20 protein-coding genes and 1 tRNA gene are annotated in these 22160 nt (G+C 72.8%); 4 read left to right on the top strand and 17 right to left on the bottom strand.

All coding sequences use genetic code 11. The features are described from left to right. Window positions 1–39 precede the first annotated feature (39 nt). From N1F89_RS08075 to N1F89_RS08140, 14 genes are all read right to left on the bottom strand, one after another. Entirely contained in the window at window positions 40–837 is a 798-nt protein-coding gene (locus tag N1F89_RS08075) for a lysophospholipid acyltransferase family protein (RefSeq protein ID WP_290083195.1), read from the bottom strand. Window positions 838–965: 128 nt separating this feature from the next. Next, window positions 966–1457 (bottom strand): GNAT family N-acetyltransferase, encoded by a 492-nt coding sequence (locus tag N1F89_RS08080; RefSeq protein WP_290083197.1) that lies wholly within the window; start codon window positions 1455–1457, stop codon window positions 966–968. A gap of 3 nt (window positions 1458–1460) precedes the next feature. Then, window positions 1461–2141, bottom strand: coding sequence for a tRNA (adenosine(37)-N6)-threonylcarbamoyltransferase complex dimerization subunit type 1 TsaB (gene tsaB / locus N1F89_RS08085; protein WP_290083198.1), 681 nt, complete (start codon window positions 2139–2141; stop codon window positions 1461–1463). Window positions 2142–2212: 71 nt separating this feature from the next. Continuing rightward, window positions 2213–4378, bottom strand: a complete 2166-nt coding sequence (locus N1F89_RS08090; protein WP_290083200.1) for a malate synthase G — start codon at window positions 4376–4378, stop codon at window positions 2213–2215. 67 nt (window positions 4379–4445) lie between these two features. After that, the gene (locus tag N1F89_RS08095; protein WP_290083201.1) at window positions 4446–6491 is read right to left on the bottom strand and encodes a hydantoinase/oxoprolinase family protein; all 2046 of its coding nucleotides are present in this window, start codon (window positions 6489–6491) and stop codon (window positions 4446–4448) included. Between the two features lie 239 nt (window positions 6492–6730). After that, a complete protein-coding gene (locus N1F89_RS08100; RefSeq protein ID WP_290083202.1) occupies window positions 6731–7111 on the bottom strand; it encodes a hypothetical protein in 381 nt (126 codons plus the stop codon). A gap of 195 nt (window positions 7112–7306) precedes the next feature. Beyond that, window positions 7307–7972, bottom strand: a complete 666-nt coding sequence (locus N1F89_RS08105; RefSeq protein WP_290083204.1) for a DUF1236 domain-containing protein — start codon at window positions 7970–7972, stop codon at window positions 7307–7309. A gap of 133 nt (window positions 7973–8105) precedes the next feature. Then, entirely contained in the window at window positions 8106–8786 is a 681-nt protein-coding gene (locus N1F89_RS08110) for a hypothetical protein (RefSeq protein ID WP_290083205.1), read from the bottom strand. A gap of 91 nt (window positions 8787–8877) precedes the next feature. Then, the gene (gene dtd, locus N1F89_RS08115; RefSeq protein WP_290083206.1) at window positions 8878–9321 is read right to left on the bottom strand and encodes a D-aminoacyl-tRNA deacylase; all 444 of its coding nucleotides are present in this window, start codon (window positions 9319–9321) and stop codon (window positions 8878–8880) included. An 81-nt stretch (window positions 9322–9402) separates the two neighbouring features. Further along, complete coding sequence (gene lepA / locus N1F89_RS08120) at window positions 9403–11211, bottom strand: translation elongation factor 4 (protein WP_290083208.1); 1809 nt, start codon at window positions 11209–11211, stop codon at window positions 9403–9405. Window positions 11212–11289: 78 nt separating this feature from the next. Further along, window positions 11290–12291, bottom strand: a complete 1002-nt coding sequence (locus N1F89_RS08125; protein ID WP_290083210.1) for a cytochrome d ubiquinol oxidase subunit II — start codon at window positions 12289–12291, stop codon at window positions 11290–11292. Between the two features lie 34 nt (window positions 12292–12325). Next, window positions 12326–13687: a cytochrome ubiquinol oxidase subunit I gene (locus N1F89_RS08130; protein ID WP_290083212.1), complete on the bottom strand. Its 1362-nt coding sequence runs from the start codon at window positions 13685–13687 to the stop codon at window positions 12326–12328. Between the two features lie 146 nt (window positions 13688–13833). Then, window positions 13834–13909: transfer RNA gene (locus N1F89_RS08135), tRNA-Ala, on the bottom strand. Window positions 13910–14092: 183 nt separating this feature from the next. Next, a complete protein-coding gene (locus N1F89_RS08140) occupies window positions 14093–14479 on the bottom strand; it encodes a TIGR02300 family protein (RefSeq protein WP_290083214.1) in 387 nt (128 codons plus the stop codon). 269 nt (window positions 14480–14748) lie between these two features. Here N1F89_RS08140 and aroA point away from each other — a divergent pair, with 269 nt between their 5' ends. From aroA to N1F89_RS08160, 4 genes are all read left to right on the top strand, one after another. Then, on the top strand, window positions 14749–16113 hold the full coding sequence (aroA, locus tag N1F89_RS08145) for a 3-phosphoshikimate 1-carboxyvinyltransferase (protein WP_290083216.1): 1365 nt from the start codon (window positions 14749–14751) through the stop codon (window positions 16111–16113). Further along, a complete protein-coding gene (gene cmk, locus N1F89_RS08150; RefSeq protein WP_290083218.1) occupies window positions 16110–16790 on the top strand; it encodes a (d)CMP kinase in 681 nt (226 codons plus the stop codon). Before aroA ends, cmk begins: the two co-directional genes overlap by 4 nt. A gap of 217 nt (window positions 16791–17007) precedes the next feature. Further along, window positions 17008–18708, top strand: coding sequence for a 30S ribosomal protein S1 (gene rpsA / locus N1F89_RS08155; RefSeq protein WP_290083220.1), 1701 nt, complete (start codon window positions 17008–17010; stop codon window positions 18706–18708). A gap of 193 nt (window positions 18709–18901) precedes the next feature. Further along, a complete protein-coding gene (locus tag N1F89_RS08160; protein ID WP_290083221.1) occupies window positions 18902–20074 on the top strand; it encodes an MFS transporter in 1173 nt (390 codons plus the stop codon). Window positions 20075–20077: 3 nt separating this feature from the next. Here N1F89_RS08160 and N1F89_RS08165 read toward each other — a convergent pair whose 3' ends face one another. The 3 genes from N1F89_RS08165 to N1F89_RS08175 form a co-directional block, all read right to left on the bottom strand. Continuing rightward, on the bottom strand, window positions 20078–20281 hold the full coding sequence (locus N1F89_RS08165) for a SlyX family protein (RefSeq protein WP_290083223.1): 204 nt from the start codon (window positions 20279–20281) through the stop codon (window positions 20078–20080). Next, the gene (locus tag N1F89_RS08170; protein ID WP_290083225.1) at window positions 20278–20715 is read right to left on the bottom strand and encodes a thioesterase family protein; all 438 of its coding nucleotides are present in this window, start codon (window positions 20713–20715) and stop codon (window positions 20278–20280) included. The genes N1F89_RS08165 and N1F89_RS08170 overlap by 4 nt, the downstream gene beginning before the upstream one ends. A gap of 94 nt (window positions 20716–20809) precedes the next feature. Further along, entirely contained in the window at window positions 20810–21985 is a 1176-nt protein-coding gene (locus tag N1F89_RS08175) for an iron-containing alcohol dehydrogenase (protein WP_290083227.1), read from the bottom strand. Window positions 21986–22160: the final 175 nt, after the last annotated feature.

Here is a 22160-nt window from a genome sequence, read left to right on the forward strand (position 1 = left end):
TTTCGGGCGGCGGCGATCACAACTGTGTCACGCGCCGTTTCACGGCTCGCGCGGCCGGCGCAACGCCGCGGCCATCATGGCGCGCACGCGCGCCTCGGCGAGGCGGGCGACCTCTTTGCGGCTTGCATCCTCGGCAAAGGGCAGCGGCTCGCCGAAATGCACCTCGACGTCGAGCGCGCCGACGCGCAGCAGCTCCTTGAGATGCGGCCACAGCGTGGCGTCGCCGATCCACGCCACACGGCCGCGCTGGCGCCGGTCCATCGGCAGGCCGTGGCGCCGGGTGTAGGCGAGCGCCACCGGCTGCACCAGGACGCTGTGCTCGGGCAGCGCGCGCAGCGCCATCTGGGCGGCGCCGAACAGCGTGCTCTTGAAGGGCAGCAGGCGGTTGCCGTCGCCGGTGCTGCCCTCGGCGAACAGCACCATCGGGTCGCCGCCGGCCAGCCGCTCGGCGATCTCGCGCGCCTGCGCGCCGGCGCTGCGGCGGCGCTCGCGGTCGACGAAGACGGTGCGCTGCAGCGTCGCCAGGCGGCCGAGCACCGGCCAGCGCGCCATGTCGGCCCGGGCGATGAAATGCACGTCGGCGATCGCGCCGAGCACCATGATGTCGGTCCACGAGACGTGGTTGGCGGCGATCAGCAGCGGCCGCCCCTCGGCGAGCCGGCCGGCCACGGTGATGCGGATGCCGAGCACGCGCACGATCAGCCGGTGCCACAGGCGCGGCGCCGCCGCCTCGCCGATCAGCCCGGTGCGCAGGGCGACGACCTGGGTCAGCGCCAGCGGCAGCGTCGCCGCCGCCACCGCGGCGAGGCCGACGGCGATGCGCAGGCGGCCGATCATCGCGGCGGCGCCCGGCCGGGCGCGGGCTCAGCCGGTCGCACGGTCCAACGGCCCCGCGAGCGACAGCTCAAGCCCTTGGAGAAGCATGGGAAATCTTTTCCGTTCGGCGCCATGTCCCGGCCGTCGCCCTAGCGGAGATCGCGGCGCATGACCAGCGCGGCGCTGCGCCGCCGGGCGGCATGCAGATAGTAGTCGGGCCGCCGACCGACCTCGCGGAAGCCGAGCCGGCGATAGAGCGCGACCGCCGCCTTGTTGGTCTCGTCGACCTCGAGGAACAGGGCCTCGGCGCGCTGCTCGTGCAGGTGACGCAGCACCGCGTCCATCAGCAGCCGGCCGATGCCGAGGCCGCGGCAGGCGCGCGCCACCGCGATCGTCAGGATCTCCGCCTCGCCGGCGGCGAGCCGGGCGAGCACGAAGCCGACCGGCGCGGCGCGCGCACGGCCGACGAGAACCGCGACGAAGCCGAAGACCGGCGGCTGGTCGAGCAGCGCGGCCAGCTCGCCGTCGCTCCACGGCCGGGCGAAACCCTCCTCGTGCAGCGCGGCCAGCGCGTGCAAATCGCCCGGCTCGAGCGGGCGCACGACGAATTCGCGACGGCGGCCGAGCAGCGAGAAGCGCACCGTTCAGCCCCTGCGCGGCACGGCGAAACCGGCCTGCGGCACGGCCGCCGGCGGCCGCAGATAGAGCGGCCGCGGCTTGTCGCCGGCAAAGCCGCGGCGCGCGGCGAGCCGGGCATAGGTGGCGATGTCGGCGGTCGCCGCCAGCCCGTCCGCGTCGAGCGCCAGCGCCGCGTCGGCCGCGCGCACGGCCTCGGCCGCGCTGCCGCACAGCACGGCGCCGGCGCGGCCGGCGACGGCCGCCGCCTCGGCCGCCGACAGCAGGGCCGGCGCCGCGACCTCGGCGCCGTCGGCGTCATAGAGGGCGGCGGCAAGCGCGGCCGGGCGGTTGCCGACCGCCGCCAGCACCGGCCGGCCGGGATGGCGCGCGGCGGTCTCGGCCGCCAGCCCCTCGAGCGTCGTCACGCCGGCCGAAGGCAGCGAAAGCGCCAGCGCCAAGCCGCGCGCGGCGGCCACGCCGACGCGCACGCCGGTGAAGGAGCCGGGGCCGACCGTGACGGCGACGGCCGACAGCGCCGCGTAGTCGAGCCCGGCCGCGGCGAGCGCGGCGTCGATGACGGCGACGACGTGCTCGGCATGGCCGGTCTGCATGGCGCGTTCGGCACGGCCGGCCGTGCGGCCGGTCCCGGCGTCGAACAGGCAGGCCGCGCAGCGGTCGGCGGCGGTGTCGATGGCGAGCAGGGTCATGGTCTTCGCGTCAGGCGCCGGCCGGGCGGCCGCGCGGCGGCCGGCCCGGGGGCGGACGGTGCGGTGTGCGGCTAGCCGGCGTCAGCGGCCTTGAGCTCCAGACGCCGGGCGTGCAGCACCGGCTCGGTGTAGCCGCTCGGCTGCGCGCGGCCCTTGAAGACCAGGTCGCAGGCGGCCTGGAAGGCGATCGAGGCGTCGAAGTCGGGCGCCATCGGCCGGTAGGCCGGGTCGCCCTCGTTCTGCTTGTCGACCACGGCGGCCATGCGCCGCATCGTCTCCATCACCTGGTCGGTGGTGCACACGCCGTGATGCAGCCAGTTGGCGATGTGCTGCGAGGAGATGCGCAGCGTGGCGCGGTCCTCCATCAGGCCGACATCGTTGATATCGGGCACCTTGGAGCAGCCGACGCCCTGGTCGATCCAGCGCACGACATAGCCGAGGATGCCCTGGGCGTTGTTGTCGAGCTCCTTCTGGATCTCCTCCGGCGTCCAGTTGGGCCGCGTCGCCACCGGCACCGCGAGGATGTCGGACAGGCTGGCCGGCCGGCGCGTCTTCAGCGCCTCCTGCACGGCGCGCACGTCGACCTTGTGGTAGTGCGTGGCGTGCAGCGTCGCGGCCGTCGGCGAGGGCACCCAGGCGGTGTTGGCGCCGGCCTCGGGGTGGCCGATCTTCTCGTCCAACATGGCGGCCATCTTGTCGGGCATCGCCCACATGCCCTTGCCGATCTGCGCCCGGCCGGCGAAGCCGCAGGCCAGGCCGACGTCGACGTTGCGGTTCTCGTAGGCCTGGATCCAGGTCGACTGCTTCATGTCGCCCTTGCGGATCATCGGTCCGGCCTCCATCGAGGTGTGGATCTCGTCGCCGGTGCGGTCGAGGAAGCCGGTGTTGATGAACACCACGCGCTCGGCCGCCGCGCGGATGCACTCCTTGAGATTGACGGTGGTGCGCCGCTCCTCGTCCATGATGCCCATCTTCATGGTGTTCGGCGCCATGCCGAGCGCCTCTTCCACGCGGCCGAACAGCTCGACCGCGAAGGCGACCTCCTCGGGGCCGTGCATCTTCGGCTTGACGACGTACATGGAGCCGGCCGGCGAGTTGGCGCGGCGGCCGTCGGGACCGATGTCGTGCAGCGCGATCAGCGCCGTCACCATGGCGTCCATGATGCCCTCGGGGATCTCCGTGCCGTCGCGCAGCAGGATCGCCGGATTGGTCATCAGGTGGCCGACGTTGCGCACCAGCATCAGCGAGCGCGCCCGCATGGTCTTCTGTGCGCCGTCCGGCCCGGCATAGGGCTGGTCGGGGTTGAGCGTGCGGCGCACCGTCTTGCCGCCCTTGTCGACCTCGGCGGCCAGGTCGCCCTTCATCAGGCCGAGCCAGTTGCGGTAGACCAGCGTCTTGTCCTCGGCGTCGACGGCGGCAACCGAATCCTCGCAGTCCATGATCGTCGTCAGCGCCGATTCCAGCACGACGTCGGCGATGCCGGCGGCATCGTCCTTGCCGATCGGGTGGTCGCGGTTGACCTGGATGCCGATCTTCAGGCCGTGATTGGCGAGCATGACGGCGCGCGGCGCCTCCGCCTCGCCCTTGTAGCCGTCGAAATGGCCGGCATCGCGCAGCCCCGCCGTGCCGCCGCCGGCGAGGCTCACCACGAGCCTGCCGTCGCGCACGGCCAGGCCCGCGACGTCGGCCCAGCCGGCGCCGTCGAGCGGCGCGACCTCGTCGAGGAAGCCGCGCGCCCAGGCGATGACGCGGGCGCCGCGCGCCGGATCGTAGCCGCCGGCCTGCGGCAGGTCGCCGAGCGCGTCGGTGCCGTAGAGCGCGTCGTAGAGCGAGCCCCAGCGCGCATTGGCCGCGTTGAGCGCGTAGCGCGCGTTGGAGATCGGCACGACGAGCTGCGGCCCGGCGATGCGGGCGATCTCGTCGTCGACATTCTGCGTGGCGATGGCGAAGTCGGGTCCCTCGGGCACCAGATAGCCGATCTCGCGCAGGAACGCCTCGTAGGCCTCGGGATCGCCGACGCCGCCCTTGTCGCGGCACCAGGCGTCGATCTTCTCCTGCATCGCCTCGCGCGTGGCGAGCAGCGCCCGGTTCCGCGGCGCCAGCTCGTGCGCGATGGCGGAGAAGGCCTGCCAGAAATGCGCCTCGTCGACGCCGGTGCCGGGCAGCGCCTCGCGGCCGATGAAATCATGCAGGACGCGGGCGACCTTCAGGCCGTCGACCTCGACGCGTTCGCTCATTCTGCTTGCCTCCCTGGTTTCTCGCCCTCGGCGTGTCGGCGCTTTCCACCACGTTGCGCACGCCCGGTCAATTCGCCGAACGGTCGAGCGCGCCGGCGGCCACCGCGAAGCGCGGCCGCCCGCTCGCCGTGGCACCGATCACCGCCTCGACGAAGCGGCGGCTGCCCTCCACCGTGACGGCGCGCACGTCGCGGTCGACGGCGACCTCGAGCGCCTCGCCGCCGGCCGCGCGCGCCTCGTCGGCGACCTGCCGGCTGAGCTCGCTTTCGGCCCAGTCGAGCGCCGCGTTCTCGTCGCTGAAATCGGCCACCGCCGCGCCGGCGCTGGCGCGGAAGCGGCCCTCCTGCGGCTCGACGACGCGCGCCTCGCGGCGGATCGAGACGCGGCCGACCACGGCGCCGAGCGCGTTGGCCACGTCGGCATCCGGCGGCAGCACGCAGTCGGTGCCGAGCCGCGCGCCGAGGCCGCGATAGTGCAGCGCCGCCGAAGCGCCGAGGCCGACCACCGGACGGTCGAGCGCCAGCGCCAGCCGGGCCACGCCGGCGCGCCCGTCGAGCGCCCGGGCGACCAGCGGATGGCCGGCATGCCGCGGATCGAGCCCGTCCTCGGCAAAGGCGGTCTCGACCAGCGCTTCGGCCGAGCGGCGCTGCAGCGCGTCGAGCACGCGGCGGCTGATCGCCGCCGCGTCGTCGGCGACGGCCAGGCCGCGCGCGTCGCGCCGGCGCGCGAACAGCGTCGCGCCGAGCCGCGCGGCGGCCGCGTCCCAGGTGGTCTGCAGGCCGAGGACATGCGCCGCGTCGGTCGGCGTGAAGCCGGCGATCTGGGCCAGGCCGCGCGCCACCAGCCGGTCGAGCGTCGCCGGCCGGGCGCCACCATCAAGCAGGCGGTCGAGCGGCACCGGCGCGTCGCCGAGCAGCGCGTAGAGCCGCGCCTCGGCCGGCGTCAGGCCGCTCGACAGGCGCTCCGACACGCCGGTGCGCAGCGCGAAGCGTCCGTCTAGGCGCGTCGGCATGGCCGCCCGCGCCTGGCGTTCGAGCGTCTCGCGCACCGCCGCGCCATGCTGATGGCCGACGAGCGCCAGCGGCACCAGGCGGCGCGGCCCGAGCAGCAGGCCGCGCACGAGACCGGCGGTCTCCAGCGCCACCTCCGAATCCCCGCCGAGGCCGAAGGTGCGCATGGCGACCGCCTCGACCATGGTGCGGTGGCCGCCCACCGTGGCGCCCTCCGGGTCGAGCCGCGGCCGGCCGCCGTCGAGCATGGCGACGTCGGTCGTGGTGCCGCCGATGTCGGAGACGAGCGCGGCGTCGAGGCCGGTGAGATGGCGTGCGCCGACCAGGCTGGCGGCCGGCCCCGACAGGATGGTCTCGATCGGCCGGCGCCGCGCGAAGGCGGCGGAGACCAGCGCGCCGTCGCCGCGCACCATCATCAGCGGCGCGGCGATGCCGCGCGCCGCGAGAAAGCCCTCCGTCGCCGCGACGAGCCGGTCGACCAGGCCGACGAGGCGGGCGTTGAGCAGCGTGGTGAGCGCCCGGCGCGGCCCGCCGAGCTGCGAGGACAGCTCGTGGCTGGCGGTCGCCGGCAGCCCCGTCGCCCGGCGGATCAGGCCGCGCGCGGCGTTCTCGTGCGCGGGGTTGCGCACGGCGAAATAGGCGCACACGGCGAAGGCGGAGACCGCCCCGGCGAGGTCCGGCAGCGCGGCCTCGAGCGGCGCCAGGTCGAGTGGCGTCTCGTTGCCGTAGACGTCGTGGCCGCCGGGCAGGAAGACGACCGGATCGCCGCCGAGCGCGGCGCCCAGCCCGTCGCGCGCCAGGTCGGCCTCGCCGAAGCCGATCATGACCAGCGCGACGCGGCCGCCGACGCCCTCGACCAGCGCGTTGGTGGCGAGCGTGGTCGACATCGAGACCAGGCCGATGGCGGCCGCCGGCACGCCGGCCTCGGCCAGCACCGCGTCGACGGCGCCGGCGATGCCGACGGCGAGATCGTGGCGCGTGGTCAGCGCCTTCGCCTTGGCGACGACGCCGCGGCCCTCGGCATAGAGCACGGCGTCGGTGAAGGTGCCGCCGGTGTCGACGCCGAGCGACAGCGGTGCGGCGGGCGCTTGCAATGCGGTCATCGCGGCGCGATCGAAAACTTGGTCATGCGCTGCATCCACACCAGGCTGACGAAAAGTGTGACGCGGCTTCCGGGCGCCATCATGGTCCATCTCGTTGATTGTGCCGCATGCATGCAACGCCCGGCGACGTCGCCGGGCTACAGCACGCTATAAAGCATGTTGCGGCCGAGGAAAATCGCGCGGCGAGCCCGACGCGCGGACGCCGCGTCGCGACGCCCGGAGGCCCGTCGGTCTCGCCGTCACTCGACGAGCTCGATCTCCTCGGTCACGCCGTCGTCGCAGACATAGCAGCAGCGCTCGCAGCCATCGGTGTCGTCGGGCCCGACGCCCCAGTAGGTGCCGGGATCGCCCGACACCCAGGCGCCGTAGCAGATGGTCTCGCCGCCGAGGCAGGCGATCGGCATCGACTGCGCCTCGCCGTCGTCGAGATAGTAGACCTCGCCGTTGCCCGGCCACACATGGTCGCGGTCCTGGCTGTAGAGCTCGACCTCGACGGCATAGGGATGGCTGTTGCGCATGATGACGGTCATCTCGTCGGCGAACGCCGGTCCGGCCGCCGCCAGGGCAGCCAGCACGGCGAGCGACAGCGCGCGACGGCGCGTCGAAGCTTTCAGGGACATGGTCCGTTTTCCCCACCGGTGCGGGTGCGGCGTATCCGGCCGCACCGGGGCGAAGTGTGCCACGCCGGCGGAAAAAGGGAAGCGCGATCTGCGCGTCACCTGCAAGACGAAGGGGCCGCCCCGATGGAGCGGCCCCCGCGAATACCGGTGGCGGAACCCGGCCCTGAGGCCGGGTCCGGTCCGCCCGCCGCCCGGTCAGCGCACCCAGACGACCGTGCGCGTCTCGGCGTCGACCAGCGCCGGGCCGCCGTCGAGATAGACATAGGCGTAGTGCGGATCGCTCGGCACCGGGCGCAGCTCGACCTCGGCCGGCACCTGGACGCCGACGCGCGCCTCGACCTGGACCGGATCGACCGGGTTGGCCCGCACGTACTCGATCGTCTGCTCCGGCACGACGTAGCCGGGCGAATAGACGATCTCGCGCGTGTCGGCGCGCACGATCAGCGGCCGGCGCTCGGTGTAGACATAGGCGTAGTCGGGATAGTCCGGAATCGGCTGCAGCGTGACGCCCTGCGGCACGGCGGTGCCGGCGGCGACCTGGCCTTCCAGCGTCACCGGCTCGACCGGGTTGGCCTCGACATAGGCGACGGCCTGCTCGGGCACCGCGGTCTCGGCGCCGAGCACGGCACCGGCGAAGCCGCCGACGATGGCGCCGATCGGACCGCCGACCACGGCGCCGGCGATGGCGCCCGTGGCACCGCCCGCCGCGGCGCCGAAGCCGGCGTCCTCGGTGGTGGCGTCAGCGCCGGCCTCGGTCTGCGCGCCGACCTTGGCCTTCGGCTCCATCGGGGTTTCCTGGGCGAGCGCCGGGCCGATGCCCAGCGCGGCGATGGCGGTGGTTGCGAGAAGAATCTTGCGCATCTTTGGTGGTCCTTTCCTCGTAGAGGGGTTGGGTCGTCCCTCGCGGCCGACAATCGCGACCACCCGCTGCGCGTTCCAAAACTCTGCCTTTCAGCCGGCAATGTTGCGTGATCGGCGGTGCGCGACCGGCGGCTCAGCGGCGCGCCGCGCCGGGCTCGTCGAGCGGCTCGCCGCTGGCCAGCGCGTCGAGCTCGCCGGCGAGATCGGCGCGCACCAGCGCGGTCAGCAGCGCCGGCAGCGCCGCGCGCGGCACCAGCCGGGCAAGCGCGGCGGCATCGTCGCCGAGTCCGAGCCGGCCGGCCGCCTTCAGCGCGCGGCCGTCGGCATAGGGCGCGAATTCCGGCCACGCCGCCTGCGCCTCGCGCAGGAAGATGGCGGCGCCGGTCGGGCCGATGCCCTTGAAGGCGGTCAGCCGCTTCTCGGCCGCCGCGACGTCGCCGTCGGCGGCCGCGCGCAGCCGGCGCAGGTCGCCGCCATAGGCGTCGAGCAGATGGTCGCTGGCATCCTTCAGCATGCGTGAGGTGCTCTCGTCGTAGCGCGCATAGCCGTGCGCGTTGAGCACGTCGACGCGCTCCTTCCAGGTGGCGGCGGCCATCTTGCGCGGCGTGCGCCAGCCCGCGTCCGACAGCGCCCGCGCCGCCTTCACCGCCTGGCCGGCGGAAATGCGGGCGGAAAACAGCAGCGCCGCGACCAGCCAGCGGAACAGCGGCGACGGCGTGTTCCTGGCGATCGGGATGCCGAGCTCGTCGCAATAGGTGCGGCCGTGCCGCGCCATCAGCCGCTCGACGACCGTCTTGCTGCTCGGCTTCGTCATGGCGCGCGCTCCTCCGGCTTGCGGTTCCGACACACCGGCCGGATACCGGGTCAACCGCCGAGACCGCCGCCCGTTCCCGCGCCGCCGCGGCTCAGCGCTGGGCGGTGTCGAGCCAGATCGTCACCGGGCCGTCGTTGACGAGCGCCACCCGCATCGCGGCGCCGAAGCGGCCGGTGGCGACCGGCACCCCGTGCGCGCGCAGCGCCTCGGCGAAGTGCGCGTAGAGGCGCTGCCCGTCCTGCGGGGCGGCGGCGGCGGAAAAGCCCGGCCGGTTGCCCCTGGTCTCGGCGGCGAGCGTGAACTGGCTGACGACCAGGGCCTCGCCGCCGGCATCGCGCAGCGACCGGTTCATGCGGCCGGCCGCGTCGGCGAAGATGCGCAGGTTGGCGACCTTGCGCGCAAGACGGCCGGCCTCGCCCTCGCCGTCGCCCTGCATGGCGCAGACCAGGACGAGGAGGCCGGGGCCGACCGCGCCCACCGTCTCGCCGTCGACGGTGACGGCGGCCTCGCTGACACGCTGGATGAGGGCGCGCATGACAATCTCCCGCTTCGCTGCGGCCAGCCATCGTTCGGGCCGCGCCGCGGCGGCCGAGCCCGCGCCCGCGGCGAGACGGGCTCAGTCGCCCATCTTGAGCGCCTGGATGAAGGCCTCCTGCGGGATCTCCACCTTGCCGAACTGGCGCATGCGCTTCTTGCCTTCCTTCTGCTTCTCGAGCAGCTTGCGCTTGCGCGTCACGTCGCCGCCGTAGCACTTGGCGGTGACGTCCTTGCGCAGCGCGCGGATCGTCTCGCGCGCGATGATGCGACCGCCGATCGCCGCCTGCACGGGGATCTGGAACATGTGCTGCGGGATCAGCTCCTTGAGCTTCTCGCACATGGCGCGGCCGCGGCGCTCGGCCTGCGAGCGGTGCACCAGCATCGACAGGGCGTCGACCGGCTCGGCGTTGACCAGGATCTGCATCTTGACGAGGTCGCCCTCGCGGTACTCGGTGATCTGGTAGTCGAAGGAGGCGTAGCCCCTGCTGATCGACTTCAGGCGGTCGTAGAAGTCGAACACCACCTCGTTGAGCGGCAGGTCGTAGACCAGCATCGCCCGGCTGCCGGCATAGGACAGGTCGGCCTGGATGCCGCGGCGCTCCTGGCACAGCTTGAGGATGGCGCCGAGATGCTCGTCCGGCGTCAGGATGGTGGCGCGGATCCACGGCTCGGCGATGGCGGCGACCTTGACCGGGTCGGGCATGTCGGCGGGGTTGTGCAGCTCGACCTCGCTGCCGTCGGTCAGCGTGATGCGGTAGACGACCGAGGGCGCCGTGGCGATCAGGTCGAGGTCGAACTCGCGCGCCAGCCGCTCCTGCACGATCTCCAGGTGCAGCAGGCCGAGGAAGCCGCAGCGGAAGCCGAAGCCGAGCGCGGCCGAGGTCTCCATCTCGAACGAGAACGAGGCGTCGTTCAGCCGGAGCTTGCCCATCGCCGCGCGCAGGTCGTCGAAATCGGCCGCGTCGACCGGGAACAGGCCGCAGAAGACCACCGGCTGGGCCGGCTTGAAGCCGGGCAGCGGCGCCGCCGTCGGCCGCTTCTCCTCGGTGATGGTGTCGCCGACGCGGGTGTCGGCGACCTCCTTGATCGAGGCGGTGATGAAGCCGAGCTCGCCGGGGCCGAGCCCCTCGACCATCACCATCTTCGGCGTGATGACGCCGACCCGGTCGACCTGGTAGCGGGCGCCGGTGCCCATCATGCGCACCGTCTGGCCCTTACGCAGCACGCCGTCGACGACGCGCACCAAAACGATGACGCCGAGATAGGCGTCGTACCAGGAATCGACCAGCATCGCCTTGAGCGGCGCCTGCGCGTCGCCCTCGTGCGGCGGCGGCAGGCGGGTGACGATCGCCTCCAGCACGTCATCGACGCCGAGGCCCGACTTGGCCGAGATCATCAGCGCGTCGGAGGCGTCGAGGCCGATCACCTCCTCGACCTGCTCGCGCACGCGCTCGGGCTCGGCCGCCGGCAGGTCGACCTTGTTGAGCACGACGACGATCTCGTGGTCCTTGTCGATCGCCTGGTAGACGTTGGCGAGCGTCTGCGCCTCGACGCCCTGGCTGGCATCGACGACGAGCAGCGAGCCCTCGCAGGCGGCCAGCGAGCGCGACACCTCGTAGGCGAAGTCGACATGGCCGGGCGTGTCGATCAGGTTGAGCACGTAGTGCTTGCCGTCGCGCGCGTCGTATTCCAGGCGCACGGTGTTGGCCTTGATGGTGATGCCGCGCTCGCGCTCGATGTCCATCGCGTCGAGCACCTGCTCCTTCATCTCGCGCTCTTCGAGCGAGCCGGTCATCTGGATCAGCCGGTCGGCCAGCGTCGACTTGCCGTGGTCGATGTGGGCGATGATCGAGAAGTTGCGGATCTGGGAAAGCGGGGTGTCGGTCATGGGCGGCGCTTTATCAGCCGGGCGGCGAAAGGCAAAGCGGGAAAAGGCGCGCACGGCCGGCCGCCGCCGGCCGCGGCCTCAGTCGTATCTCAGGTCGGTCGCCTTGCCGCCGAACACGCGGTAGGCGTAGAGCGTGTAGCCGGCGATGACCGGCAGCACGAAGGCGGTGCCGACCAGGATGACGGCGAGGCTCTCGGTGGCCGCCGCCGCCTGCCAGATGGTGATCTGCTCCGGCACCACATAGGGGTAGAAGGAATAGGCGAGCCCGGCGAAGCCGAGGGTGAAGACCAGCGCCAGATAGAGGAACGGCTTGAGCGCGTGGCGGTCGCCGCGGTCGGGCAGCCGGAAGGTGAGGAAGAACAGCCAGCCGAACAGCGCGGCCGCGGCGATCGGCAGCGGCGCCAGCAGCGCCACCTCCGGCCAGGTGAACCACTTGTCGAAGATGCGCGGCGAGGCGAAGGGCGTGGCCAGCGAGACGGCGGCCATGCCGGCGGCGGTGAAGACCAGCGCCTGGCGCAGCCACACCACCGCCTTGGCCTGCAGCCCGTCCTCCGTCTTGTAGATCAGCCAGGCCGCGCCCATGGCGGCGTAGGCGGCGGCCAGGCACACCGCGACGAGCAGCGCGAAGGCGACCGCCGCCCAGCCCTGGTTGAGGCCGAGCACGTAGACGCCGAGCATGTAGCCCTGCGACAGCGCCGCCGTCAGCGAGCCGACGCAGAACAGGAAGTCCCAGCGCCGCTTGCGGTGGGTCGGCACCTTGGCGCGGAAGTCGAAGGCGACGCCGCGCAGGATGAGGCCGACGAGCAGCGCGAAGACCGGCAGGTAGAGCGCCGTCAGGATGATGCCGTGGGCGATCGGGAAGGCGACGAGCAGGAGGCCGACGGCGAGCACCAGCCAGGTCTCGTTGGCGTCCCAGAACGGGCCGATGGCCGCGATCATGGTGTCCTTCTCGTCCGGCCGGGCGGCGGCGAACAGGATGCCGATGCCCAGATCGAAGCCGTCGAGGATGACGTAGACCAGGATCGACACGCCCATCAGCGCGGCGAACACCAGCGGCATCATGTAGCTCCAGTCGATCATCGGTGTGCCTCCGCCTTGCCGTCCGGCCGCCCGCTCATCCGCTCGCCACCGGCTGGTCGAGCGGCCGCTCGGAAACCGCCGGATCGGGCGAGCGGTCGCCCTCGCGCGCGGCCTTGAGCGACAGGTGCACGAGCACGCCGAGATAGACGAGCGTGAGCACGACATAAAGCGTCAGGTAGCCGGCCAGCGTGAAGGCGACCGAACCGCCGGCGACGGGGCCGACCGCATCGGCGGTCGCCAGCACGTCCTGCACCAGCCAGGGCTGGCGGCCGATCTCGGTGGTGTACCAGCCGGCCAGCACCGCCACCCAGCCCGACAGCGCCATCGGCACCATGACGAGCGCCAGCGGCCGCGGCAGGCGCTGCCGGCGGAACAGGTAGTAGACGCCCGCCCAGGAGACGAGCAGCATCAGGAGGCCGATGCCGACCATGACGCGGAAGGCGAAGAAGACCGGCGCCACCGGCGGGTGCTCGCCCTCGAAGTCGTCGAGCCCCGGCACGACGCCCGACGGGCTGTGGCGCAGGATGATGGAGGCGCCGTTCGGGATCGACAGCTCGAAGCGGTTCTCGCGCGCCTCCTCGTCGGGCCAGGCGAACAGCACCAGCGGCACGTGCGAGCGCGTCTGCCAGTTGGCCTCCATGGCGGCGACCTTGGCCGGCTGGTGCTCGAGCGTGTTGAGGCCGTGCAGGTCGCCGACGACGATCTGCACCGGGATCAGCAGCGCGCCGAGCGCGGTGCCGGTGCGCAGCGCCTTCCACATCGCCTCCGACCGGTCGCCGGCCAGGTAGCGCAGCGCCGACAGGCCGGCGACAAGGAACGCCACGGTGAGGCCGGAGGCGAGCAGCATGTGGGTGAGCCGGTAGGGGAAGGACGGGTTGAAGACGATCGCCAGCCAGTCGGTCGGATAGGCGACGCCGTCGCGCATCTCGAAGCCGGCCGGCGTGTGCATCCAGGAGTTGAGCGACAGGATCCACACCGCCGACAGCGTGGTGCCCGCCGCGACCAGCAGGGTGGCGAGCGTGTGCACCCGGCTCGACACCTTGCGGAAGCCGAACAGCATGATGCCGAGGAAGACCGCCTCGAGGAAGAAGGCGGTGAGCACCTCGTAGGCGAGCAGCGGGCCGGCGATGTTGCCGACGCTCTCCATGAAGCCCGGCCAGTTGGTGCCGAACTGGAAGCTCATGGTGATGCCCGACACGACGCCGAGCGCGAAGGTCAGCGCGAACACCTTCACCCAGGTGAAGTAGAGCCGCATCCAGGCGTAGTCGCCGCTGCGCGCGTAGCGCAGCTTGAAATAGAGCAGCACCCAGCCGAGCGCGATGGTGATCGTCGGAAACAGGATGTGGAAGGAGATGTTGGCGGCGAACTGAATGCGCGACAGAAGCAGCGGGTCCATGGGTCAGCCTTGCCTTTCTGAGCGGCAAGATAGGTCTGCCCGCCGGGCGGGTCAAAGCGGCGCCCGGTCGCGCGCGGCCCGTGGTCGCGGCCCCTTGCCGGAGCCGCCGGGCGGCCCGTTCACGGCCAGTCGGAGGGGAAGGGAACTGGTGGAGCCAAGGGGAGTCGAACCCCTGACCTCTTGAATGCCATTCAAGCGCTCTCCCAACTGAGCTATGGCCCCACACGGACCCCTTTCGGAGCCGGCGCCTGACGGCGCTTGCAAAGGGCGCGGGCTGGGTCCGCGCCGAACGTGCTGGCGGCTTCTAAACCCGCCGCCGGGGAATATCAAGCCCCGATCTGGGGCTTTTGCGGGCGTCGCGCAAGGGCCGCGCGACGGCCGGCCGGCAGCCGCTGCGGGCGGGCGCTATTCCTCGTCGTCCTCGCCGACGCCGATGATGCCCTTGACGTCGTCGTCGTCCTCCTCCTCGTCGTCGGCGAGAAAGGTGTCGTCGTCGCTGTCGTCGTCGATCTCGACGTCGTCCTCGTCGTCGACGTCGGTCGACTTGGAGCCTTCCTTGGTCTCCTCGTCGGCCTCCTCGAGCGAGACGACCTCGGCGCCCTCTTCCGCGTCGACCTCCTGATCCTCGATCTCCTCCTCCTCGTCGCGGCCGCTGTCGGCGCCCGACTCGAAGTAGCTGCGCGGATAGGTCTGGCCCGTATAGGGCGAGACGATCGGATCCTTGTTGAGATCGTAGAACTTGCGGCCCGTCTCCGGGCAGATGCGTTTGGTACCGAGCTCCGGTTTAGCCACCTTGCCGCCTCATCCTGCTTGCTGCCCGCGCCGCTCGCTCCGGTCGCGCCAGGCGCCGGGACCGGAAGCGGCTTGTTGTCCTGAAATTCGACGGCCCCCATAACCACAAGCGCCGGCCGTGTCAAAGGCTATGAAAGGCCGATGCGGCACGGCCGGCACGGCGGTGCCGCACAGCCCGCCCGGCACGGGGGATGACCGCCCCGGGCAGGCATGATAGGAGACCGCGCGACAGGCCGGGCGCACCGGGCGCCGGGCCGGGGAATCCCGCCATGACCGAGCCTTTTGCACCGCGCCCCGCCACCGCCAGCAAGTCCGCGCCGCTTTCGGGCACCGTGCGCGTGCCGGGCGACAAGTCGATCTCGCACCGGGCGCTGATCTTCGGCGGCCTGGCCTCCGGCGAGACCCGCATCGCCGGCCTTCTGGAGGGCGAGGACGTGCTGCGCACGGCCGCCGCCATGCGCGCCATGGGCGCGGCGCTGGCGCGCCGGCCCGACGGCACCTGGCAGGTGACGGGCACCGGCAACGGCTGCCTGCTCGCGCCGGAGGGGCCGCTCGACTTCGGCAATGCCGGCACCGGCTCGCGGCTCGTCATGGGGCTGGCCGGCGCCTACGCCATGCGCACCACCTTCGTCGGCGACGCCTCGCTGTCGCGCCGGCCGATGGGCCGCGTGCTCGACCCGCTGCGCGCGATGGGCGTGCAGGTGGTCGAGGCCGCGCCCGGCGACCGCATGCCGATCACGCTCGAAGGCCCCAAGCACACCGCGCCGATCAGCTACCGCGTGCCGATGGCGTCGGCCCAGGTGAAGTCCGCCGTGCTGCTCGCCGGGCTCAACGCGCCGGGCGTGACGACGGTGATCGAGCCGGTGATGACGCGCGACCACACCGAGCGCATGCTGACCGGCTTCGGCGCCCAGCTCGAGGTGACGCGCGGCGCCGACGGCGCGCGCCACATCGCGCTCGAGGGCCAGGGACGGCTCGCCGGCCGGACGCTGACGGTGCCGGGCGACCCCTCGTCGGCCGCCTTCCCGCTGGTCGCCGCGCTGCTGGTGCCCGGCTCGCGGGTGACGATCGAGAACGTGCTGATGAACGAGACGCGCGCCGGGCTGATCGAGACGCTCGTCGAGATGGGCGGCGACATCGCCGTCGACAACCGGCGCGAGGAGGGTGGCGAGACGGTCGCCGACCTGACCGTGCGCGGCTCGGAGCTGCGCGGCGTCGCCGTGCCGGCCGAGCGGGCGCCGGCGATGATCGACGAGTATCCGGTGCTGGCCGTGGCCGCCGCCTTCGCCGAGGGCGAGACGCGCATGGCCGGGCTCGGCGAGCTGCGCGTCAAGGAATCCGACCGGCTTTCGGCGGTGGCCGCCGGCCTTGCGGCCAACGGGGTCGACTGCCGCAGCGGCGCGGACTGGCTCACGGTGCGCGGCCGGCCGGGCGGCGCCGGGCTCGGCGGCGGCACGGTCGAGACGCATCTCGACCACCGCATCGCCATGGCCTTCCTGGTGATGGGGCTCGCCAGCGAGCGCCCGGTGACGGTCGACGACCGCACGATGATCGCCACCAGCTTTCCCGATTTCGAGCCGCTGATGGCGCGGCTCGGCGCCACCATCGCCGCGCCCGACGGCGTGCCGGCATGAGCGATGTCGCGGCGCCGCAGGACGCGCCGGAACCCGTGCTCGCCATCGCCATCGACGGGCCGGCCGCCTCCGGCAAGGGCACGCTGGCGCGCCGCCTCGCCCGGCACTACGGGCTGCGGCACCTCGACACCGGGCTGACCTACCGCGCGGTGGCCGCGCGGCTTCTCGAGGAGGACCTGCCGCTCGACGACGAGGCGACGGCCGAGGCGGCGGCGCGGACGCTCGATCTCGGCGCGCTCGACCGCGCGCGGCTCGCGCAGCACCACATCGGCGAGGCCGCCTCGAAGGTGGCGGTGATGCCGGGCGTGCGCCGGGCGCTGGTCGACAAGCAGCGCGCGTTCGCCGCAGCGCCGCCCGGCGCCGTGCTCGACGGCCGCGACATCGGCACCGTGGTGTGTCCGGAAGCGGCGGTGAAGCTCTACGTGACGGCGAGCGCGGAGGTGCGCGCGGTGCGCCGCTTCCGCGAGATCACCGACGGCGGCGGCGCGGCGGACTACGAGGCGGTGCTGGCCGACATCCGCCGGCGCGACGCGCGCGACATGGGCCGCGCCGACTCGCCGCTCCGCCCGGCCGCCGACGCCCACTTGCTCGACACGAGCGAAATGGATATAGAGGCCGCGTTTATGGCCGCATGCCGCCTGATCGACGCGGCGCTGGCGGCCAGAAGCGGGACCTGAGACGCGGCGGGCGGCGCCCACGCCTTCCCACGGGAAGGCCGGGGCGAACCGCCCTTTGGCTTTCGGGTCCGTCGACGAACCGGTCTGCCCGCATCGCCAAGCGCCGGACGGCCGCCCGTGAAGGCGGCAGGGGCCCGAAAGGGCCAGATGCGCGGCCAGGCCTGAAGCAACGCCAACCCCCGGCGCCGCCCCGAAGACGGGGCCATCAGGAGATTCAATGTCACAAGCTAACCCCACGCGCGACGAGTTCGCGAGCCTTCTCGAGGAATCGCTGGCCGACCGCGACGCCGTCGAAGGCACCGTCGTCAAGGGCATCGTCACCGCCATCGAGAAGGACATGGCGATCATCGACGTCGGCCTGAAGGTCGAGGGCCGCGTGCCGCTGAAGGAATTCGGCGCCAAGGCCAAGGACGGCGAGATGAAGGTCGGCGACGAGGTCGAGGTCTATGTCGAGCGCATCGAGAACGCGCTCGGCGAGGCGATGCTGTCGCGCGACAAGGCACGGCGCGAGGAGAGCTGGGTCAAGCTCGAGGCGAAGTTCAACAATGGCGAGCGCGTCGAGGGCGTGATCTTCAACCAGGTCAAGGGCGGCTTCACGGTCGACCTCGACGGCGCCGTCGCCTTCCTGCCGCGCAGCCAGGTCGACATCCGGCCGATCCGCGACGTCACCCCGCTGATGCACACGCCGCAGCCCTTCGAGATCCTCAAGATGGACAAGCGCCGCGGCAACATCGTCGTGTCGCGCCGCACCGTGCTCGAGGAGAGCCGCGCCGAGCAGCGCTCGGAGATCGTGCAGAACCTCGAGGAAGGCCAGGTGGTCGAGGGTGTCGTCAAGAACATCACCGACTACGGCGCCTTCGTCGACCTCGGCGGCATCGACGGCCTGCTGCACGTCACCGACATGGCGTGGCGCCGCGTCAACCACCCGACCGAGATCCTGTCGATCGGCCAGACGGTCAAGGTGCAGATCATCCGCATCAACCAGGAGACGCACCGCATCTCGCTCGGCATGAAGCAGCTCGAGGCCGACCCGTGGGAAGGCATCGGCGGCAAGTACCCGCTCGGCAAGAAGGTCAAGGGCACGGTGACCAACATCACCGACTACGGCGCCTTCGTCGAGCTGGAGCCGGGCATCGAGGGCCTCATCCACGTCTCCGAGATGTCGTGGACCAAGAAGAACGTGCACCCGGGCAAGATCCTGTCGACCACCCAGGAGGTCGAGGTCGTGGTGCTCGAGGTCGACCCGCAGAAGCGGCGCATCTCGCTCGGCCTCAAGCAGACGCTGGAGAACCCGTGGGAGGCGTTCGCCCGCAACCATCCGTCCGGCACGGTGGTCGAGGGCGAGGTCAAGAACAAGACCGAGTTCGGCCTGTTCATCGGCCTCGACGGCGACGTCGACGGCATGGTGCACCTGTCGGACCTCGACTGGGTGCGGCCCGGCGAGCAGGTCATCGAGGAGTTCAACCGCGGCGACGTGGTCAAGGCGCAAGTGCTCGACGTCGACATCGACAAGGAGCGCATCTCGCTCGGCATCAAGCAGCTCGGCCGCGACGCGGTCGGCGAGGCGGCGGCCTCGGGCGAGCTGCGCAAGGGCGCGGTGGTGACCTGCGAGGTGACCGGCATCCGCGACGGCGGCCTCGAGGTGCGGCTGGTCGACCACGACGTCGACACCTTCATCCGCCGCTCGGACCTGTCGCGCGACCGCGACGAGCAGCGGCCGGAGCGCTTCGCCACCGGCCAGCGCGTCGACGCCCGCGTGATCTCCTTCGACAAGAAGACGCGCCGGCTCACCGTGTCGATCAAGGCGCTGGAGATCGCCGAGGAGAAGGAGGCGGTGGCCCAGTTCGGCTCGACCGATTCCGGCGCCTCGCTCGGCGACATCCTGGGTGCCGCGCTCAAGAAGCGCGAGAACGACTAGACGCGCCCGACGGGCCGCCCGGCGGCCCGGCCGGCAGACACGCGAAGGCCCGGCGGAACCTCTCCGCCGGGCCTTTTTGCGTGCCGGCCGCGCTGCCCGCCGGCGGCCGGCGACGCGCGGCCGCGGCTTTGGCGCGGCTGCACGAATCGCGCTAGACGAAGACCGTTCTCGCCGTCTGCTTGCGATCCCGCCCATGAGCCCCTCGACCCGGCGCGCCGGCGCCCTGCTTCTGCTGCTCCTCGCCGGCTTCCTGGCCGGCGCGCAGCTCGGCAAGATCGCGCCGCTGACCCACTGGCTCGGCGAGGCGCGCGGGCTGTCGCTGACGCTGATCGGCTGGCTGACGGCGGCGATCGGCCTGTTCGTCGCGCTGGTGGCGCTGCCGGTCGGTCTGGCGGTCGACCGCTTCGGCGCCCTGGCGAGCTTCTGGGCGGCGACGGCGATGCTGGTCGTCGGCGGGCTGGGCGTGGCGCTGTTCGCCGCGCCGGCCTGGCTGATGGCCGCGCGCCTCGCCGAGGGCGGCGGCTATCTCGTCCTCGTCGTCACCATTCCCGCCATGCTCAACGCCGTGGCGCCGCCGGCCTGGCGGCCGGCCGCGCTGGCACTGTGGGGCGGCTTCGTGCCGATCGGCTTCGCCATCGCCGATTTCGTGGCGCTCGCCGTTCTGCCGGTCGCCGGGCCGCCGGTCTATCTCGCCGTGCTGAGCGCCGGCTTCGCGCTCGCCGCGCTGGCGGCCGGCCTGCTGCTGCGCGGCCTCGACGGCACCGGCCGGGCGATGGCCGGCCAGGCCGGCGCCGGTCTCGCCGGCGTGGCGGCCAGCGCCAGCGGCCCGGTCGTCGCCGTGGCGCTCGCCTTCGGCCTGTTCGTCGTCCTGTCGATGGGCTTCCTCGCCTTCCTGCCGGCCTATGCGCCGGTCGCCGCGGACCGGCTGCTGCTGACGCCGGGCGTCGTGGCGCTGGTCGTGCCGGTCGGCAACCTGATGACCGGCGCGGCGATGCGCGGCCGCGGGCTGAGGCTCGCCGGCCTGCTGACGGTCGCCGGCTTCGTCGCCATGGCGGCGGCGGCCTGGCCGCTCTATGCCGGCGGCACCGCGCTGGAGGTGACCGGCGGCGCGGTGCTGTTCGCCTTCGCCAGCGGCATCGCCTCCTCGGCGCTGTTCGCCGCCATCCCCTTCATCGTGCCGGCGGCCGGCTCGGCGGCCGTCGTCATCGGCCTGGTGGCGCAGGCCGGCGGCGTGGCGACCATCGCCGGCCCGCCGCTCTCCGGCTTCGTCATCGAGAGCTACGGCTGGACCGTCTTCGCCGCCTTCCTGGTCGTCGTCGCGCTCGCCGGCCTCATCGCCGCCGCCCCGCTGACCAGGCGCCGGTGAGGCTTACCAGTGCGGCGGGCGGGTGACCGGCACGTCCGCGCCGGTGCGCTCCTCGAGCTCGACGAGGCGGCGGGCGAGCGCCTCGAGCCGGCGCTCCAGCCGCTCCACCGTCTCCCACTGCTTGGCGAGCTCGCCCGACAGCGTCTCGATGGTGCGCTCCTGCTCGGCGGCCAGCATCTCGAGCCGGTCCAAACGCTCCTCGCTCATGCCGCGATTCCCTCCAGCGCCGCGCGCAGGGCGGCGCCGAGCGGCTTCGGCCGCCGCGTCGCCCGGTCGACATAGACGTGCACGAAAAAGCCCTCCGCCGCCGCCTCGGCCGCGTCGTTGCGGAACAGGCCGACCTCGTAGCGCACCGACGAGGTGCCGAGCCGGGCGACCCGCAGACCGGCCGTCACCGTGTCGGGAAAGGCGATCTCGGAGAAATAGCGGCAGCCGGTCTCCACCACGAGGCCGATCTGGTCGCCGCCGGCGATGTCGAGCACGCCCCGCTCGATCAGCCAGCCGTTCACCGCGGTGTCGAACAGCGCATAGTGCACCACGTTGTTCATGTGGCCGTAGACGTCGTTGTCCATCCAGCGCGTGGAGATCGTGCGGAAGGCGCGATAGGCGGCGCGCGGCGCGGGGGCGGGGCGGTCGGTCATGGCGTCTCATCGGCGGGCGCCGGGGCCGGCCGTCCGGCGCCGCGGCGAAACGACGGGGCAACGCGGTGGCGCGGCCCTGCCCGCATCGGCGCCCCTACCACGCCGCCCGGTAGATCGCCAGCGCGTCGGCCTGCGTGACCGGGCGCGGGTTGTTGACCAGAAGCCGCGTCTGCTTCATCGCGTCGGCCGCCATCTTCGGCAGGTCCGCCTCGCCGATGCCGACCTCGCGCAGCCGGGTCGGCATGCCGAGCCGCTTCGACAGGTCCGCAAGCGCCTCGATGAAGGCCGCGCACAGCGCCTGGCCGCCGGCGCCGCGGTCGAGCGCGGGAAACGCGTCGCAGGCGATCTCGGCGTAGAGATGCGCGGCGTCGGGCGCGTTGAAGCGCAGCACGTGCGGCAGGACCAGCGCGTTGGACAGGCCGTGCGGCACGTGGAAGGTGCCGCCGACGGGATAGGCGAGCGCATGCACGGCGGCGACCGGGGCGTTGGCGAAGGCCTGGCCGGCGAGCATCGCGCCGAGCAGCATGGCGCCGCGCGCGGCGAGATCGCCGCCGTCCGTCACCGCCGTCTCGACATGGGCGCCGAGCAGGCGCAGCGCCTCGCGCGCCAGCATGCGCGAGAGCGGGTTGTTGTTGGGCGACCTCGAGGCGTAGGCCTCGATGGCGTGCACCATGGCGTCGACGCCGGTCGCCGCGGTGGTCGCCGGCGGCAGGCCGAGGGTCAGCTCGGCGTCGAGCACGGCGAGGTCGGGCAGGAGGAGCGGCGAGGAGACGCCGCGCTTCTCCCCGTCGCCGACGGTGATGATGGCGACCGGCGTGACCTCCGAGCCGGTTCCCGCCGTCGTCGGCACGAGCACCAGCGGCAGGCGCGGGCCGACGGCATTGCCCACGCCCCAGGCTCCCTCGAGCGGCTCGCCGGAGCCGGCGAGCAGGGCGGCGAGCTTGGCCACGTCGAGCGAGGAGCCGCCGCCGAAACCGATCACCGCGCCCGCCCCGGCCCGCCGCGCGGCCTCGACCGCCGCGACCAGCGTCGCCTCCGACGGGTCGGCCTCGACCCGGTCGAACACGGTGACGGCGATGCCGGCGTCGGCGAGCGCTGCGAGCGCCGGGCCGGCGAGGCCGAGCGCCACGATGCCCGGGTCGGTGACGAGAAGCACGCGCGCGGCCAGCCGCCCCTTCGCCACCGCGGCAAGCCGCGCGGCCGCGCCCGGCGCGAAGACGATGGCCGGCGTCGTGCTGAAGGCGAAGGGGGCGAGCGGCGCGTGCGACATGGCGGCAGGGAAATTGACAAGCGGCGGCGGATTTGTCGAGAGTGACGGCCGGGAGCGGCCGGCCGCCGCAGCGCCCGCCGGGCGGCGCGGCGAAGCCGGTCGATTGGCAAGGCCGCGCACCCGTGCTAGGCCTTGACCAATTGATAAAAAATTGCAGGGGAAGGCGGGCCGGCGC

This window comes from Aquibium sp. A9E412 (assembly GCF_030398335.1).
Classification (GTDB): domain Bacteria; phylum Pseudomonadota; class Alphaproteobacteria; order Rhizobiales; family Rhizobiaceae; genus A9E412.

Coding starts and splice junctions, on each gene's coding strand:
- aroA (WP_290083216.1), top strand. CDS start 14,749: ATGACCGAGCCTTTTGCACCGCGCCCCGCCACCGCCAGCAAGTCCGCG.
- N1F89_RS08105 (WP_290083204.1), bottom strand. CDS start 7,972: ATGCGCAAGATTCTTCTCGCAACCACCGCCATCGCCGCGCTGGGCATC.
- N1F89_RS08110 (WP_290083205.1), bottom strand. CDS start 8,786: ATGACGAAGCCGAGCAGCAAGACGGTCGTCGAGCGGCTGATGGCGCGG.
- N1F89_RS08130 (WP_290083212.1), bottom strand. CDS start 13,687: ATGGACCCGCTGCTTCTGTCGCGCATTCAGTTCGCCGCCAACATCTCC.
- N1F89_RS08095 (WP_290083201.1), bottom strand. CDS start 6,491: ATGACCGCATTGCAAGCGCCCGCCGCACCGCTGTCGCTCGGCGTCGAC.
- cmk (WP_290083218.1), top strand. CDS start 16,110: ATGAGCGATGTCGCGGCGCCGCAGGACGCGCCGGAACCCGTGCTCGCC.
- N1F89_RS08175 (WP_290083227.1), bottom strand. CDS start 21,985: ATGTCGCACGCGCCGCTCGCCCCCTTCGCCTTCAGCACGACGCCGGCC.
- N1F89_RS08090 (WP_290083200.1), bottom strand. CDS start 4,378: ATGAGCGAACGCGTCGAGGTCGACGGCCTGAAGGTCGCCCGCGTCCTG.
- N1F89_RS08170 (WP_290083225.1), bottom strand. CDS start 20,715: ATGACCGACCGCCCCGCCCCCGCGCCGCGCGCCGCCTATCGCGCCTTC.
- N1F89_RS08125 (WP_290083210.1), bottom strand. CDS start 12,291: ATGATCGACTGGAGCTACATGATGCCGCTGGTGTTCGCCGCGCTGATG.
- N1F89_RS08075 (WP_290083195.1), bottom strand. CDS start 837: ATGATCGGCCGCCTGCGCATCGCCGTCGGCCTCGCCGCGGTGGCGGCG.
- tsaB (WP_290083198.1), bottom strand. CDS start 2,141: ATGACCCTGCTCGCCATCGACACCGCCGCCGACCGCTGCGCGGCCTGC.
- N1F89_RS08165 (WP_290083223.1), bottom strand. CDS start 20,281: ATGAGCGAGGAGCGTTTGGACCGGCTCGAGATGCTGGCCGCCGAGCAG.
- lepA (WP_290083208.1), bottom strand. CDS start 11,211: ATGACCGACACCCCGCTTTCCCAGATCCGCAACTTCTCGATCATCGCC.
- dtd (WP_290083206.1), bottom strand. CDS start 9,321: ATGCGCGCCCTCATCCAGCGTGTCAGCGAGGCCGCCGTCACCGTCGAC.
- N1F89_RS08160 (WP_290083221.1), top strand. CDS start 18,902: ATGAGCCCCTCGACCCGGCGCGCCGGCGCCCTGCTTCTGCTGCTCCTC.
- N1F89_RS08100 (WP_290083202.1), bottom strand. CDS start 7,111: ATGTCCCTGAAAGCTTCGACGCGCCGTCGCGCGCTGTCGCTCGCCGTG.
- rpsA (WP_290083220.1), top strand. CDS start 17,008: ATGTCACAAGCTAACCCCACGCGCGACGAGTTCGCGAGCCTTCTCGAG.